A 15,542-nucleotide genomic window follows, 5' to 3' on the forward strand; every position below is an offset into this window, starting at 1 on the left:
GATCGCAACTGCGGCGATTAGTGGCAATGGACGCGTGTGCAAATCGAAACTCACCGCCGGGCCAGCCTATGCAGCTTGCTCCGCAAGCGTTGCAGGACCGGTATCGCGTTTCCCATTGATCAGGTTGAGAAGATGAGCTGCGGCGCGTGCGTCACAGAGTGCCCTGTGATGTCCTTTGAGGTCGATGTCGTACACGTCGCAGAGATTGGCAAGACTGTAGGATTTATGACCTGGGAATTGCTTGCGCATGGTCGCGCACGTGCAGAGTTTGGGAAACCGGAAGCGACGCTCGAGCCGTTCATATTCGCCGGAGAGAAAGCCGTAATCGAAGTTGACATTGTGGGCGACGAAGATGCCGTCGCCCATGAATTGCATGAAGCTGTCCGCGATCTCCGCGAAAAGTGGAGCGTCTCTTACCATAGCGTTTGTAATGCCGGTGAGCCGTGTGATGGCCGCCGGGATCGACCGCTGCGGGTTGATCAGCGACGTCCATTCATCGACAATTTCATGATTGCGGATTTTTACGGCACCGATCTCGGTAACACGGTCGCCATTCGACCAGCTTCCAGTCGTTTCGATGTCGACAACGACATATTCTTGATCAGGATCGAAGCGAAAATCGACACGTACGATTTCAGCCTTGATACCTGCGCTGGACAACTGACGCAGGCGCGTGAGTTGATTGCGGCGTACAGCGTCTCCTTCCGCCTTGACTTCAAGAAAAGCGACCTCGCCATTGAACTCGATCATCAAGTCTGGAAATCCGTCGCGCATAGCGCGAAAGTCTTCGCTCATGAGCCGAAGGATGGTGCTCACCCCGCCGGGATGAGCGGCAAGCAAGGGTCGTATCGCATCCATGTCGATATGATCCCAGGCAAAGAGCCCGTTCGGTGTCCCCCACTTTCCTGCGATGGTGCGCAAAATTAGGGCGAGCACGGACTGCGACGACACGGCAGACAGCTTCGCGTCAATATCGCGCGCGAACAGACGCGCGAAGCTCTTGTCTTTCAAGCAATGCGGCACCCAGTCGAAGCTCGAATGGAGCTGGCCAGACTCGAACAGCTCTTCCCAGAACAGCAAACCGAACAGGCAGTGCCAGAGCTTATTCTCTGCATAGAAGACCGTGCGCCCCTGCCTTCGCATGACGCCCGCTACGCCAGCCTCAGGATTTCCGCGCCAGCTGTCGTCGACTGTGACGGTATGGCCGGCCCGCAGTAGTTCGGTGCAAAGCCCTGTTCTCCGACCGTTGAACTTGCGGGCATAAAAATCATTTGCAAAGACGAATTCATCATCGCTCGCCGGATCGTCAATCATCCTGCGAAGAAGCTCTTCCGACCCTTTTTTATCTCCCGTTGAGTAGAGCAAACGCGTCAGGCGCTCATTACAAACAAAGGATGAACCGGCACGATACAGTTGTATCGCAATTCCCTTCTCGCCGTCTTTTTCAAAAAACTGTCCTGCCTTGTGCGCCGCTCGGCTTTTCAATTCCTCGGCGTAGTCGGTTGTGCATTCGGGACCATCGAGAATTTCAGAAATAGAGGCGCGAAAGGTAACCTCGGATTTGATCTCAAATCGATCAAGTAGCCGGCTGTAGTGGAAGCTTGCATGAGCCTCTTCAGCGTCGGTGAAGCGGGCACTCAGGTTTGCATTTTTGTTGGTGCGCAGGATGCCGAGGTCGCGCAGGGCGAAGTTCTTCAAATCTCGCTCGGTCTTCCCGAAATACAGGTACAGCAGGAATTCGACCGGGGCCGTGTCGCCGAGCGCGATGAAATCATCGCCTCCGCAATGGTGATAGGCTGTCTCAAATGAGACGTTCGCCAGATAATATTCGACCACCTTTCCCTTCGCCCAGGACGTTCGCAGATCGGTGAGGCCGGCGTCCTTCCCAGCCTTCGTGAGCGCTTCTTTCGCATGGCAGACGATGAAGGATGCATAGTCGCTGTGCGCGAGTGACCGCACATATCCAAGGGCCCGGAGCACTGCCACGGCGCGGCCAGGGTTCGATATCTCGGCGTAACGAAAAGCCGACTGTCGAAAGATGCTTCCGCGCCGATTTATCATGCGGATCAGAAGGCACTGCGCATCCTTCGAAATTGTCGCAAAAGTCGCGATAAACGCGCGGTGTCGATCCGTCAGCACCGCACCATAGGTATCGCTGACGATGTCGAGCATTTCGGTGAAATGATCATGATAATAATAGACCGGCAACACAGGCAGCTTCATTCAGGTTCATATCCGCTACGCAGTTCGACGCATGCCATTCCTGAGAAGGCTTGAGCGATCGCTCTTCACGGAAGCCGTTAATAGCGTCGAGAAAATTGGCACGTTCTACATTTGTTCCAATCCTGAGAAGATGTCAACGTGGACCTCAATCCGATTGTTTCCTCATGCGTCGCTCAAACGAATCGTCACCTTCGGCTCCGGTCGGAAGCACATAGCTGGTGACATGTTTTTCGTGCCATCAGGTGCGATACACTCGATCGCCAACACGGCATGACAGCGCCGCGGATTTCGTCCTCGGTTTCTCACGAGAAGCCCAAGTACTTCGGGATGCACGCCTCAAGCGATTCGTGGCAAAAGCTACCATTGAACACGGGTGAGTGACCACGTTGGATTGTGACAGCTTTGCGCCTCTTGTGAGCCGTTGAGGGCACCTTTGCCACCTTGTGAAAACGGACATTGTCGGCGACGAGGCATGACGCCCGCGGTCGCGACAGGCGCAAAGATCAGTCGAGGCTGATCCGCGTTCCTTTGGCGCCGTTGAGCAGCCGCTTGAGATGGAAGCTAGCGAGCTGGTCGTCCGGACATTTGCCGATCTGCGCGGCGAAAGCCGTAAGCGCGTTTGCATCGCCGGCCTCCAATCTACCGAAGGCTTCGAGATAGCTCGCCGTCGAAGGATCATCATACTGCTTTGACGACAAGGGCTCGAACGCGCGTAGCGCCTCGGCCCTGCCGCGCAGCATCAGATCGCCGACCGGCCGTCCGCGGAAGCCGTCGACCCTTGCAGCCGCGCTCCCGCTGACGCAGATACGCGTGCCCAACTGCTTGTTGGCGCTTTCCAGCCGCGCCGCGATATTGATGGTGTCGCCATAGGCCGTGTAGTCGAAGAAGCGGCCTCCGCCGAAATTTCCGACCAGCGCCGGACCTGCATGGACGCCGATGCGGGTCGTACCGACCGCGACGCCCTTGTCGCGCCAGCTATCGCGGAACGATTGCGACAGCGTGTCGAGCTCGAGCGCGCAGGCAACCGCGCGCGCCGCATGGTCCTGCTGCTCGCCAGGCGCGCCGAACAGCACATGCAGCGCATCGCCGACGATCTTGGCGACGGTGCCTTCATGCGCGAACACGACGTCGGTCATGCCGGCCAAATAGTCGTTGAGGAGCGCGCCTAGCGTGGCAGGGTCGATCGTTTCCACCAGCGTGGTGAAGCTGGTAATGTCGGTGAACAGCGATGCGACCTCGCGCCACTGTCCGGCTAGCGCCAACCCGTCGGCGTCGCCGGCCAGCCGCTCGGCCAGATTCGGCGAGAAGTAGCGCGACAGCGATGCATGCGCGCGCTCCGCGACCGCTTGCCGCCGATGCGCCTCGTGCAGCACCTCGCGATGCTTCAAGGTCTTGGCGATCGTGGTCTCCAGGTCGGCAAAGTCAATCGGCTTAGTGATGAAGTCGAAGGCGCCTCGGTTCATCGCGGTGCGGATGTTGGCCATGTCACCGTAAGCGGAGACGATGACGGTCGAAAGCTGCTGCCCCTCGGCCTGCTGCAGCTTCTCCAGCAGCGACAGGCCATCCATACGGGGCATGTTGATGTCGCACAGCACCATGTCAATGTCGCTGTTGCCGTCGATGACGGACAGGGCGTCCACACCATCGCTGGCAAACAGGAAAATGACCGCGCCGTCGCGGATCTGACGCCGGAATTTCTGGACGATCAACACCTCAAGATCGGGCTCGTCGTCGACCACGAGGATGCGCGCCGTCACGCCACCATTCCCAGCCGCGTTTCGATCTGTTGCCTGAGCGCCGCAAAGTCGATCGGCTTGGTCAGCAGCGCTTCAGCGCCGTTCTCCAACGCCTTGCGCTTGGTTTCGGCGTCGCCATAGGCGGTGATCATGATGACCGGGACGTAGGGCCGCAGCACCTTGATCTTCGGCAGCAGCTCGAGCCCGCTCATGCCGGGCATGTTGATGTCGGACAGCACCAGGATCAGAGTCACCCCTTCGGCGTGGTCGATCTGCTCCAACGCATCGACCGCCGATTGCGCGAACTCCATGGTGAAGCGGCTGGCTCGGATGTCGCGTCGGAACTGCTGGCGAAACAGCGGCTCGACGTCGGGCTCGTCGTCGACGACCAGGATGAGGAGGCTCATGCTTCACCTCCCGATTTTGCGAGCGAGGCCGCAGCGCGCGGCAGCACAATCCGGAACTCGGTGAACTCGCCTGGCTGGCTGTCGACGTCGATCGTGCCGGCATGCTGTTTGACGACGATGTCGTGGCTGAGGGACAGGCCGAGCCCGGTACCCTCGCCGGCTGGCTTGGTCGTGAAGAATGGATTGAACATCTTCTCCTTCACCCCCGGCGGAATGCCGGTGCCGTTGTCGCGGATCGTGATTTCGACACGGTCGCCGAGACTCCTGGTGGTGGCGGAGAGCGTCGGCTCATAGCCCGTGCCATTCGCCGCGGCGCTCCGCTTGGCCGTTGCATAAAAGCCGTTGGAGATGAGGTTGAGAAGCGCCCGCGTGATCTCCTGCGGGTAGAGATCGACATCCCCCGCCTGCGGGTCGAAATTCCGTGTCATCGTGATGTTGAATCCTGGCTTTTCGGCGCGCGCCCCGTGATAGGCAAGGTTCAGGCTCTCCTCCACGACGGCATTGATGTCGATCGGACGATGCTCTCCAGAACCCGCGCGCGAATGCAACAGCATGTTCCTGACGATGGAATCGGCCCGCTTGCCGTGCTGGACCACCTTGTCGAGATTGCTCTTGAGCACGCCTGTCAGCTCGGCGACCTCTTCGCGCACGGATGCCTCCAAAGGCGCTCCGGCCAGTACACTGCTCAAATCATCGATGAGTTCGCCGGAGAGAGCCGAGAAGTTGTTGACGAAGTTGAGCGGGTTCTTGATCTCGTGGGCGATACCGGCGGTCAACTGGCCGAGCGAGGCGAGCTTCTCCGTTTGCACGAGGCGGTCCTGCGCGGTCCTCAGATCTTCGAGCGAGCGTGACAATTCGCTGGTACGCGCCTGCACCTCGTCGAAAAGCCGGACGTTCTCGATCGCTATGCCGGATTGGTCGGCAAACGTCTCGACGAGCTCGATCTGCCTCGGCGTGAAGTCCCGCACCTGTGACCGCGTCAGCGCGAACACCCCTACCGGCGCGCCTTCGCGCAAGATCGGAACGCATAGAATGGTCCGGTAGCCGCCGAGCTGCTGAAGCTGAGTTGCCCCGTAGTCCGGGTCGGCGAGCACGTCCGAAACGTGGACGGCGCGGGCTTCGAGGGCCACCCTTCCGGTGATGCTGTCGCGACTGGCGGCAAAGGGATTGGCTTTGGCGAAAACCGCGGCTTCAGGCAAATTGCCGTACTCGGCCGACCACCGGTAGAGATCGCCGTCGCGTTTGAAGATGACGCTCGTGTCGGCGTCGCACAGCTTGGCCGCTGATTCCACCAGAGTGTCGAGCACCGGTTGCAGCTCGAAGGTCGAGCGGCTGATGGCTTTCAATACATCCGCCGTCGCGGTCTGCTGCCGCAGCGACTCGCTTAGCTCGGCAGTGCGCGTCTGCACCTCCTCAAACAGCCGCGCGTTCTCGATGGCGATGACAGCCTGATCGGCGAAAGTCTCGACCAGCTCGATCTGCTTTGGCGAGAACGGCCCGGGCGCATTGCGCATGACCAGAAGCAACCCCATCAGCTCCGTGCCGCGCAGGAGCGGAACGCCGAGGATGCAGCGAACGCCGCGCTGCCGCGCCACGTCGGTGAAGGTGAACTCGGGATCGGCTTCGAAATCCGGTACGTGAACGGTTTTCTGTTCCAGCAGAACGCGCCCCGACACCGATCCGCGCCCCGGCTGGCGCATGATCTTGGTATGGGCAGGGGCCGCTTCCGGATCTCGGCTGAAGGTCGTGGTCCACTGAAATCCGTCGTCAACCAGACGATAGAAATCGGCAATGTCCGCGTCGCAAAGATGCGCGGCGGACTCTGCCAGGGTGTCAAGGACGTTCTGCAGGTCGAAGGCCGACCGGCTGATGACCTTGAGCACGTCTGCTGTCGCTGTCTGCTGCTGAAGCGACTCGGTTAGCTCCGCGGTCCGCGCCTTGACCTCATCAAACAGGCGGACATTTTGAATGGCGATTACGGCCTGGTCGGCGAAGGTCTTCAGAAGTTCGACCTGCTTAGCGGCAAGAAAGCCCGTCTCAGCACGCCCGACTGCTATGCAACCGATAGGCAGGCCGTCACGCAGCATCGGCACGGCGACAGCACTGCGCAGGCCCGAAAAAGCCGCCGCGGCGCGGTGCGTGAATTCACTATCCAAGGTGAGGTCCGGGATCTGCGCCACGTCAAGATATAGAATTGCCCGTTCGGCAGCGCTGCCGCGAGTAGGTGCAACGGGAAAGGTATTGCGCACGATCTCAACGCTTTCTTCGGTGATGCCGTGATGCGCGACGAAATGCAGAAGCTCGCCGTCAAATCTGTAAACAAAGCAGAACTGTGCTTCGCATAGACGGGCGGCGCTTTGCGCGATCATATTAAACACTGGCTGCCCATCGGTGGGCGAGCGGCTGATGACGCTAAGCACATCGCTGGTCGCCGTCTGGTACTCCAGCGCCTCTGTGGCCTCCCGTGTCCGCTGCTGCACCTCCTCGAATAGGCGGACGTTCTCGATCGCAATTACGGCCTGGTCGGCAAAGGTCTGGACAAGTTCGATCTGGCTATCGGTGAAGGGCCCGGGTTCAGGTCGCGTCATTGCGAAGACGCCAATTACCGATCCTTCGCGCATGAGCGGTACGCAGAGCACAGCCGAATAACCTCCGAGTCGCGGAGCTTCGGGAAGGCCATGTTCTGTGTCCTTTGTAACATCCGGAATATGGACGACTGCCTTGTCAAGTGCTGTTCGGCCGACCCAGGATTGTCGGCTGATCGGACTCGGATTCGCCTCTTCATACGCGCGATACTCCGGAGTTTGGTCGTAGCCTGCCGCAAGCCGGAAGACATCGCCGTCCCGCATAAAGATGCCAGACGTTTTCGCACCGCAGAGCCTCACAGCAGAATCGATAAGTGTCTGCAGGACGCTCTGCAGGTCGAACGCGGAGCGGCTTATGACCTTGAGCACATCCGCGGTCGCGGTCTGCTGCTGTAATGCTTCGCCAAGATCGGCGGTGCGAGCCTGCACCTCTTCGAAGAGCCGCACATTGCCGATCGCGATGACGGCCTGGTTGGCGAAAGTTTTGAGCAGGCCAATTTGGCTGTCGCTAAAGGGCCGCGCCTCGATGCGCCGGATCATAAGCGCTCCGATTGCTTTTCCTTCCTGCAACAGCGGAGTGGCGAGAATCGCGCGAAAACCAAGACGTTGAGCCATCATTCGGCCGGTTGCAAACTCCTCTCCAGCGATGGTCAAGTCGTGAACGTGGACCGGCACCCGATCCAATACGGCGCGGCCGGTAACGATGTCGCGCGCGACCGGGAAGCCAGCACTGTCAACCGGAATCGGTCCGTGATGCGCTCCCACAGCCAGCCTGTCGGAGCGCAGCAGATAGATCGTTGCGTCATAGGCGTCGCAGAGCCGAGCGGCACTTTCAGCGACGGCGTCCAGCACAGGCTGAATGTCCGTGGGAGACCCGGCGATCACTTGCAATATTGCGCCCGTCGCTGTCTGCTGATCCAGCGACTCCGTCAGCTGACGATTGTGCCCCTCGACTTTCTCGAACAGCCGGGCATTCTCGATGGCGATCACGGCCTGGTCGGCGAAGCTCTCGACCAGTTCGACTTGACGCGGTGAAAATAGCCCGATCGTCCGCCGTGCCATGCCGAATACGCCGATGGTCTCCTGACCCCGCTTCAGCGGAACAGAAAGTACTCCGCGGAAACTGCCGATGATTGCGGCTTCCGGCCTTTCGTATTCCGGGTCTTCAAGCGCGTCCGCCACATGGATCGTCAATCCCTCCAGCGCGGCGCGGCCCTGAAACGTCCCTCGTCCCACGACATGCGGGTTGGCCCGTTCATAAGCATGCAGCTCAGCAGCCTGCCCCCCGCCTGCCATGAACCGCAACGTATCGCCAACGCGCAACGTGATTGCGCCCATGTCCGCCCCGGCCAGGCGTATAGCGGAGTCGACCAGCGTCTGCAGTACCGGTTGGATGTCGGTCGGCGATGCGGCGATCACCCTGAGGATCGCACTCGTCGCATTCTGCTGTTCAAGGAGATTGGCTACCTCCGAGGTGCGTACCTGATTTTCTTCGCGCGCCGCTATCAACTCGGACCGGAGCGAGCTGATCGTGACCTCAGAGTCGGAGTCAGGCCCTCCCACTGAGGTGCTCCTGTTTTTTCTCTGCTCAGTGTCGGCTTTGGCCAGCCCAGCGTCAAGTTTGGTGACCTGCAACTCCCGTTTGTGACCAGCGCAGCCGCTGGATGATGCAACTGAGCGCCGGCTTTCGGAGCTATTGCAGATGGGAATTCGTGCGAAGGTCGTAGGCGGAGTTTTCGCGCCTTGACCTAAAACCAGTCGGTCAGCTTCCGGCCCCCAAATTGGTCGCGCGGAAATCAGCGTTGGTCGATTGACCCGACCAAAACGCAGCTCCCGCAACTGGCGGCGAACAAGCACGCTGGGTGATCGTCCAGCGGTAATTCGACGATTGCTTGCGGATGGACATGCGCAAGCTCGTAAGCCGAAACTTTGCGCGCCTTCGTCTCGGTCAGGATTGACGCAGAAGGCCGTGGCCGAACGGGCCAACCTCAGTCAGCAATACGTAAGCGGATTGGAGCGAGGCCAGCGGAACCCTACCGTCGAGACGCTATTCGCTCTCTCCAAGCGTTGGGAGTTAGCCACGTCGAGTTGGTACAGTCGCCAGCCTACTCAGAGTGGCCGCGACGCAAAAAATGGCGTCGTGCGGGACGATGTGCTGTCGTCCTTTGGGCCTTGGCCGCTCGTGGGCCATGCGGCATGCATCGAGCGAGATCCGAGCATAGCCGCTACTATCGAAGAGGATGAGAGAGCTGCGGCTAATACGGCGGACGACCGTCCAATGGTTAAGCGAGCCGAAGACCGACAACACTACTGCCTGACCTGGTTGTCCAACCCAATCGCCGAGACGACGCAAGAGCTCTTCAAAACATGGCTGTTCGTCTCGACCCAGCATAGGTTTGGCTCGGATGGCCACGTCGTGTTCGGTCGCCAGATGCAAGATCGCGGCCTTCAACAGATATCTTAGAGGCTGTGTATCGATACCGTTCGACGCGGCGTGGGCCGCCCCTACTGACTGATCAACCGATTCCAGCAATGCGACAAAAAGATCCTGCCAAACGGGCGGCCGGAAAAGGTTGGCACGCACGCCGAGCGCGAGCCGGATTGCGTTGATGACGGCGTAAATGCCGCAGAGGCCATCAAGTTCGCCTTGGCGAAAGGGGAGAAGTGCGTGATGTGACATCAGGCTTCCCCCTGCGACGGCATGGCGGGTCGGAGCGCAAGGCGGCTACAATGGTGTCCGAGCGGGCACCAATGGAGTTCACAGGGGAGAGTGTCACGAATGTTGTTGCCATTGCAGACGGATAGTTCGTCAGCGGCGCAGAAACGCCAGACGGCATGCTGCAGCGCTCGTGGCGAGATGGAGAGGGTCGGCTCGTCAGCCATTTTTGCTGCGAGGTCGCGCAAGATAAACTCACAGCCGACAGCGCTGTAGCAGCGTTGCCCATAGAGATGGTCAGCTTGATAGGCAGCATGGATGCCAGTCCGGTGCAGAAAGTTATGCACCAGCGAGTCGACTACGACAACTGATGCGCCGACGGCGTGCCATCGTTGGCGATCGGGACCAGCGTTGAGGAGGATTTGTGAGAGCATCATGCCGGCAAGCTTGCGTGAGACGCCAACGACTTGCGTGAAAGCCGCCAGAAGCTCCTCTCGCCCGGCAGAGACCGGGTCTTCGCTCGTGTTGGTCACATCGAGCAAGCGGTCGATGAACGCGACCAGATCGCTGCGGCATTCGTCCCGGATGAACAGGTAGAGCGAGAAAGCTTGCTCGTTAAGAACACCCTTCCTCAATGCGAGCTTCGGCACAGGGCACGTGGCCAGGCTGTCGGGATTAGCGCAGGTCTGAATTGCCTTGCGATAACGGCAACCGCGATAGCTATCAAAGTCAGCCAGCTTCGGGCAGAGTTCCTGCTCGCTGGAACGCCCTTCTCTGCTGAGCGCATTGGTGACGCCGTACCATTCGGCGTTGCCGTGCTTTTCGATATAAGCGCGGGCGTGTGAGTCACGAATCCCCTGGTAGCTAAAACCGTCAATCAGTGATCGGTACAGCCAGGAAGTATCGGAATTGGCAATTGCCTCTGACGCATCTGAGGATTGGCCGAGCGCCAATGGATCAATGCCATGATGTTTTGATTGGGCTGGCAGAGAGACCAGCGCTGCCATTATCGCTCGGGCGTCATCAATTGTTTTCACCATCGTCATGCGCTCTCAATATTCATCGGCGCGCATGACGGTCATGACGCGAGAGGTGACGTTTCGGTCGGCGGCATCTGGTGAAAGAAACTGCCGTTTCAGGTCGTAATAGTCGATTTTCCAAATGATTTTGACGCCGTCGACGGTCATGACTGCGCAGTCATGCTCGCCGTTGGGATCGTTCTCAGGCGTGAAAGCATCGAAGGCGGCGATTGCGGCGATGGTCTTCGTTACGGCCGATGCGCCAAGGCCGGCGATACCAGCGGTAATGACAATTGTTCCGCCAAGGCGTCGGATCCTAAGGTCGTCGTTGAGTTGACGGATTTTCACTAGGTTTTCATCGAGCATTCCGCGGATCATTTCGATATCTGCCGGTGACATTCCGTTGTCTTTCTTGGTCATGAGCTTTTCCTTTCTTGAGCGCGAGCGAAGGCGGCACGGCAGCGATTGCTGCCGAGGTGACGGTCGTTGGATGTTCAGTGGGGGTTAGAGGAGACGCATCAGCTTGCGTTGAGCGGTAGCGTCGCCGTCGATGTAGGATTGGGTGGTATTCAGCGACTTATGGCCGGCGAGCTGCTGTACGTCGCGCAACGAGCCGCCGGCCTTATGGATCATTCGAGCAGCATGGGTGATAAATGTCCGGCGGCCGGAATGTGATGAGCAGCCGTCGAGGCTTAGATCGCCATAGACACGAGCAAACCAATTGACGATGGTTTTGGCACTCATTCTGTCTCTGCGTTCCGATACGATGACTGGCCCGATCAGGTCGGCACCGCGAACGAGTTGCTTTAGCGCCTGGCTGATTTCGGGGTGCATTGGAATGCGTCGACCGCTCCCCTTCTTCGCCGCCCAACCAGGCAACTCGATCAATGGCGCGATTTTGCCATTCGCTGTCGATACCATCGACCAATCGAGGGCAGCGATTTCACAAGCCCGGAGGCCAGCACGGAAACTCAAAAGTACTATTACACGATTTCTCAGCGGCAGTCGGCTTCGCTTGCTCCAAGTCAGAAGCGCGCGCAGTTCCGACGGCCGCAGCAACTTTGCTGGCTGACCTCGCATGAAGGGTTTCCTTGGGATTGGTTGCTGTCAAACCGCGGGCTGGCTTTAGCCGAAGCACCAACCGGCGGCATTCACCATCATAGCACTTGTTCAAGCCAAATGCAACCGAGGATTGTATAAGCAAATTTTGGTTGCACAAAGCGCCTTCGGCGGGCAACCTCCCGCCGAAGGTTGGCGCATGCTTAGGCTTTGGGCGAAGTAACGGCCACGCTGCGCCGCGAAGCGCCAAACGACGGCATTTTCGGCCAATCACGCCACGACAACGTCAAGCGGTCGCTAGAGGGATCGGCAGCAAGGACCACGGCCTCCCACCAGCCGTCTTCGCGGCCGACCGTGGCAAGCACCACCGAGCCCACGTCAATCGTTGACCACAAATCCGGCGTCGCAGGCGCGCTGGTAGCGCCACTCTTCCCAACGCTGCTTTGATCACCCGGCTTCAACTGATGTTCGGTGCCGATCAGCGCTGCGAACTTATCGTAGACTTCCTGCTTGACGGATGCACATACAACTTTGCCAGCCGATGATACCCGGCCAGATGATATTTCCCTGGCGACGGTTACCAATTCGTCGGTCGCTGGGACAACCACCGAAAGACCATGCAGATGGGCCGCAGCAGCCCCACCGTCGATCGCATCACCCGCAAACGTGCAGGCGCGCGGCTTACCTACAACGCCATCGTCTAAAACCACAGCATACCGTTCCATACCTAAATCCTTTCAGCTAATAAACACAGTTCACAATATAGAACATAACATGAACATCAAGCGATGTCAAATGGATACAAATATTATAAAAAATCAATTACACCTAATACTATGAGGAACAGGGAAATAGCGGGGTGGCCGGGGAATAACTTTGCAGTACGAATTCCGCCTCTACAACAACCGCCACAGTGCACACTTGGGGTAACGCGCCGTGAGGCCGCCCCGACACGGCCCGCGGCTCCCGTCTAATAGAACGCAGTCCGGCGTTGCTTTCGATCAAACCGGTCGATCAACAGAAAGGGGCGCCTATCGGCGCCCCCCAAGAGGTTGTGAGCCAACCCGTCGCAACGAGCGTTAGAGAGTTTGTGCCGGAAGTACGATCCGGTAGACCCGACCGACCGCGCATACCATTTTCGGTGTCTTGATGCTCATCTTGGGCTTCATCCCCCCTTCGCCCTTCAGGTAACCCTCTTTCTTCAGCTCGTTCAGCATCGCGGTATGATCAGAAAACGTCGACGTGAAGACTGATGTCGGGATCAGAACTTCGCTGTCGTCGGCCTTCATGATCCCTCTAGCCTGATGGAACTGTTCAGCAGTGAGTGGCCGCTTGCGCAAATTTTTTGCGTTCGCAAGGTCATTCTGGCTTACGTAATCGACTACACGGTCTATTGCCCTGGGCTTGGCTTTCGCTTGTTTTGCTCCGCGGATGGACTGGAGAATTTCGGCGAAAGCGGGAAGCAACCTGCCCCAGCCCTTTGGAACTACACCCCATTCCTTGGCCAAAACACCTGCTGCGAACGTGAGGGCCACGGTGTTGAGCACGCGATTAAGCCCTACCCCTTCGACCTCACCGACCTCCTTGCGGAACTTTCCAATCAGGTCTTGGATACGAATGCGTAGTCCGGCCTCATCTTCAGAGGCGTTCATCAAATGCTCCACAAACGCCCTTGATGCCACGCCGTAGTCGGCAAGAGCCGCGTTGCGGATCGCGTCGGCCGCCTCGCGCGATGTAGCAAATCCCTTTGGAAGAAACTTGAACACCCCGTATTCGTGCCGATCATCCACTTGAATGGTCGGCATGCGTGACATCAGAGCGTCTCGAGTATTTCCAGGGACTTCGACCAAATCTCGAAGGGGCGTGTTGCTTGTGCTCAGTACAGCCACATGTACCAGCGGTGTCTCAGTCACATCGATGAAACGACGGCGCATGCCCTTCGACGACATGGAAAAGATGCCGCGGCGAATGACTTCCTTCTGGCCCGCCTTGTCGGCGCCAGCCAAATTCCCTTCATCGAGAACTAAAATTCCGCCAGCGTGGGCTGCCTTGGCGCGATCGAGATACAGCGCGGTCACGTCCCAGGTTTGACCGCCCCCGACTTCGCTGTCAGGGTTGCCCGCCCACACTGATGCCGCCGCCACAGCGATTGTCGTTTTTCCGCACTCTGGCGGACCTACGAGTTCCAGCTGCGGGTTGAGGAAATTCGGCGGCGCGAATTTGAGCAGTGGTGCAACCAGTGCATAGATCAGCACAAAGAGGCAGACCGGCTGCTTTTTGACGGGTGACATAGCATCCTGCCACGCAATCAAGCTTCCCACTGGCGTGAATTTCCGATCCGGGGGAAATGTCACGATGAGTTCGCGAGCATCATTTTTCGGGGAAATGACCGTTCCATCGCCAAAAACGAAGTGCCTACCAACCCATCCTGAGGTGGCCGCCACCAGCCCCTTCCGATATTCCTTATGTTCCTCGACTGCTCCTTTAAATTTGTTACGGCTCTTGGATGTATAAAGGCGGACACCGCCATTAGTGAGCTTCGCGAAGAACGCCTTCTCATCGGTCGCCAACTCGGCTAGCGAAACCCAGCAAGAGTTCGTCGCCGTGCCGAATTTGATCCAATAATTACCGTGTTGATCGATGACTGCGTCTATAATCTGTGGCCCGTCGTCAGATGACACGAGGCCTGTAGTTGTTCGTGTGGTCGACATTGATAATTCCCTTTGAAGTGGAGTGATTTGAGGTGGCAGTGGGAAGACCGTTCCCACCCTTCCCACCGATTTCAGTTGCTTTTCGCGGCGATCAAAAGCACGACGACGCGAGCTTCGGCGCACGACCACAGTGTTGTCGGCACCAAGTGAAGGAAACTACATCTCCATGCCTCCTAAGGCACTGTTTGAGCAGAGGATCGCTGAAAGCAGAGAAAACGAGAAATACAAATCAGCAACCATGAAATTTTTCATTACGGAAGACGCAGTTGTTCAAGACCATAATGTCGGCCAGACCGCAGCGGTCCAGCCACTGCAAGTACATGGTATGGAATTCTCTTTTGATACGACGGTTCGCGCGCACCCGCTTTTCGACGCCGTCGATGGTGACAACCGGGCGCTCGGGCCAGAATGACTTCAGCAGGTAAGAGAACTGCTTGGGGCGGTTTTCAATTTTACAACGCTTGATCGGCACCGCACCCGTGGCAGTCTTTTCGTAACCCCAGCGCCCGCGAAGGCGACTGAGAAAGAGAGCGGCTTTCTCAGCCGTCGTCAGGATGTGGAAATGCAGTTGGAACTCGCCGGTCGTTGGCTCGTACTCGCCGTGCAAGAAGGCGACCAGAAAGCCCGGCTCGTCGAGAATTCCTGCACGCTGCAGGTGAGTGCGGAACTGTTGCTTGATCTGCGCCGCGGTGACTTTATGGAGTTGGCGGGCAGTGAAGCGCCATTTCCGGTTGATCACGGTAACGGTGCGGAGATCGCTGTCTGCAAAATGCACCACGGCGTCGAGGAGTGCGCCAATCGTGTTTGACCGCACTTGGCGCATGTACTGGGAGGATGCCAGAGTCGGGTATGGTTTGCCAGTGGCTAGACCATTTTCAAGTAGTGCTAGTAGCGTTGCTACCCGTAGTGCTGACTTTGTTTTGCGCCCGCCCGATTGGGACGTCCGGCGTCGTAGGTCGGCCTCAATCTTAGCAACGCGCACGGCGTCTTCATCCTTGCAGAACTGCTTGGTCTCAAAGAAGGCGGAAATGGCCATCGGCTCAGCCTTGGGAATGGCCAATTTGTTGTACGGATCGAGCAGAAATTTGTGCATGTATGGGTCCTCGGGCGACGCCACTATCGAGTGCGTCGCTTAATTCAGGTGGA

At 58.4% G+C, this 15,542-nt stretch carries 11 protein-coding genes and 1 pseudogene; 1 reads left to right on the forward strand and 11 read right to left on the reverse strand.

What is annotated here, in order from left to right:
• Positions 1–66 precede the first annotated feature (66 nt).
• The 4 genes from NKI96_RS09160 to NKI96_RS09175 all read right to left on the reverse strand — a co-directional run bounded on the left by NKI96_RS09160 (position 67) and on the right by NKI96_RS09175 (position 8,586).
• The gene (locus tag NKI96_RS09160) at positions 67–2,223 is read right to left on the reverse strand and encodes an exonuclease domain-containing protein (RefSeq protein WP_023744379.1); all 2,157 of its coding nucleotides are present in this window, start codon (positions 2,221–2,223) and stop codon (positions 67–69) included.
• A gap of 503 nt (positions 2,224–2,726) precedes the next feature.
• Positions 2,727–3,980 carry an adenylate/guanylate cyclase domain-containing protein gene (locus tag NKI96_RS09165; protein ID WP_352803840.1) on the reverse strand — a complete coding sequence of 418 codons (1,254 nt, stop codon included), beginning with the start codon at positions 3,978–3,980 and terminating at the stop codon, positions 2,727–2,729.
• Complete coding sequence (locus tag NKI96_RS09170) at positions 3,977–4,366, reverse strand: response regulator (RefSeq protein WP_352803843.1); 390 nt, start codon at positions 4,364–4,366, stop codon at positions 3,977–3,979. The genes NKI96_RS09165 and NKI96_RS09170 overlap by 4 nt, the downstream gene beginning before the upstream one ends.
• The gene (locus tag NKI96_RS09175; RefSeq protein WP_352803845.1) at positions 4,363–8,586 is read right to left on the reverse strand and encodes a GAF domain-containing protein; all 4,224 of its coding nucleotides are present in this window, start codon (positions 8,584–8,586) and stop codon (positions 4,363–4,365) included. The genes NKI96_RS09170 and NKI96_RS09175 overlap by 4 nt, the downstream gene beginning before the upstream one ends.
• A gap of 263 nt (positions 8,587–8,849) precedes the next feature.
• Here NKI96_RS09175 and NKI96_RS09180 point away from each other — a divergent pair.
• Positions 8,850–9,048: pseudogene (locus NKI96_RS09180) on the forward strand (helix-turn-helix domain-containing protein); the annotation flags it as partial.
• Here NKI96_RS09180 and NKI96_RS09185 read toward each other — a convergent pair.
• The 7 genes from NKI96_RS09185 to NKI96_RS09215 all read right to left on the reverse strand — a co-directional run bounded on the left by NKI96_RS09185 (position 9,026) and on the right by NKI96_RS09215 (position 15,489).
• Positions 9,026–9,631, reverse strand: coding sequence for a hypothetical protein (locus tag NKI96_RS09185; RefSeq protein WP_245265776.1), 606 nt, complete (start codon positions 9,629–9,631; stop codon positions 9,026–9,028). The pseudogene NKI96_RS09180 and the gene NKI96_RS09185 sit on opposite strands and share 23 nt — an antisense overlap.
• A complete protein-coding gene (locus tag NKI96_RS09190; RefSeq protein WP_050592351.1) occupies positions 9,631–10,653 on the reverse strand; it encodes a hypothetical protein in 1,023 nt (340 codons plus the stop codon). Before NKI96_RS09190 ends, NKI96_RS09185 begins: the two co-directional genes overlap by 1 nt.
• A gap of 6 nt (positions 10,654–10,659) precedes the next feature.
• Positions 10,660–11,046 carry a DUF3768 domain-containing protein gene (locus NKI96_RS09195; protein ID WP_245265745.1) on the reverse strand — a complete coding sequence of 129 codons (387 nt, stop codon included), beginning with the start codon at positions 11,044–11,046 and terminating at the stop codon, positions 10,660–10,662.
• A gap of 84 nt (positions 11,047–11,130) precedes the next feature.
• Entirely contained in the window at positions 11,131–11,706 is a 576-nt protein-coding gene (locus tag NKI96_RS09200; protein WP_023744372.1) for a tyrosine-type recombinase/integrase, read from the reverse strand.
• A gap of 182 nt (positions 11,707–11,888) precedes the next feature.
• A complete protein-coding gene (locus tag NKI96_RS09205) occupies positions 11,889–12,410 on the reverse strand; it encodes a hypothetical protein (protein WP_023744371.1) in 522 nt (173 codons plus the stop codon).
• Positions 12,411–12,764: 354 nt separating this feature from the next.
• Positions 12,765–14,396, reverse strand: coding sequence for a DUF927 domain-containing protein (locus NKI96_RS09210; protein ID WP_084558258.1), 1,632 nt, complete (start codon positions 14,394–14,396; stop codon positions 12,765–12,767).
• A 229-nt stretch (positions 14,397–14,625) separates the two neighbouring features.
• Positions 14,626–15,489, reverse strand: a complete 864-nt coding sequence (locus NKI96_RS09215) for a hypothetical protein (protein ID WP_156936369.1) — start codon at positions 15,487–15,489, stop codon at positions 14,626–14,628.
• Between the last annotated feature and the right edge of the window lie 53 nt (positions 15,490–15,542).

Origin of the sequence: Mesorhizobium sp. M0292, from assembly GCF_040321695.1 — a bacterium.
Classification (GTDB): Bacteria; Pseudomonadota; Alphaproteobacteria; order Rhizobiales; family Rhizobiaceae; genus Mesorhizobium.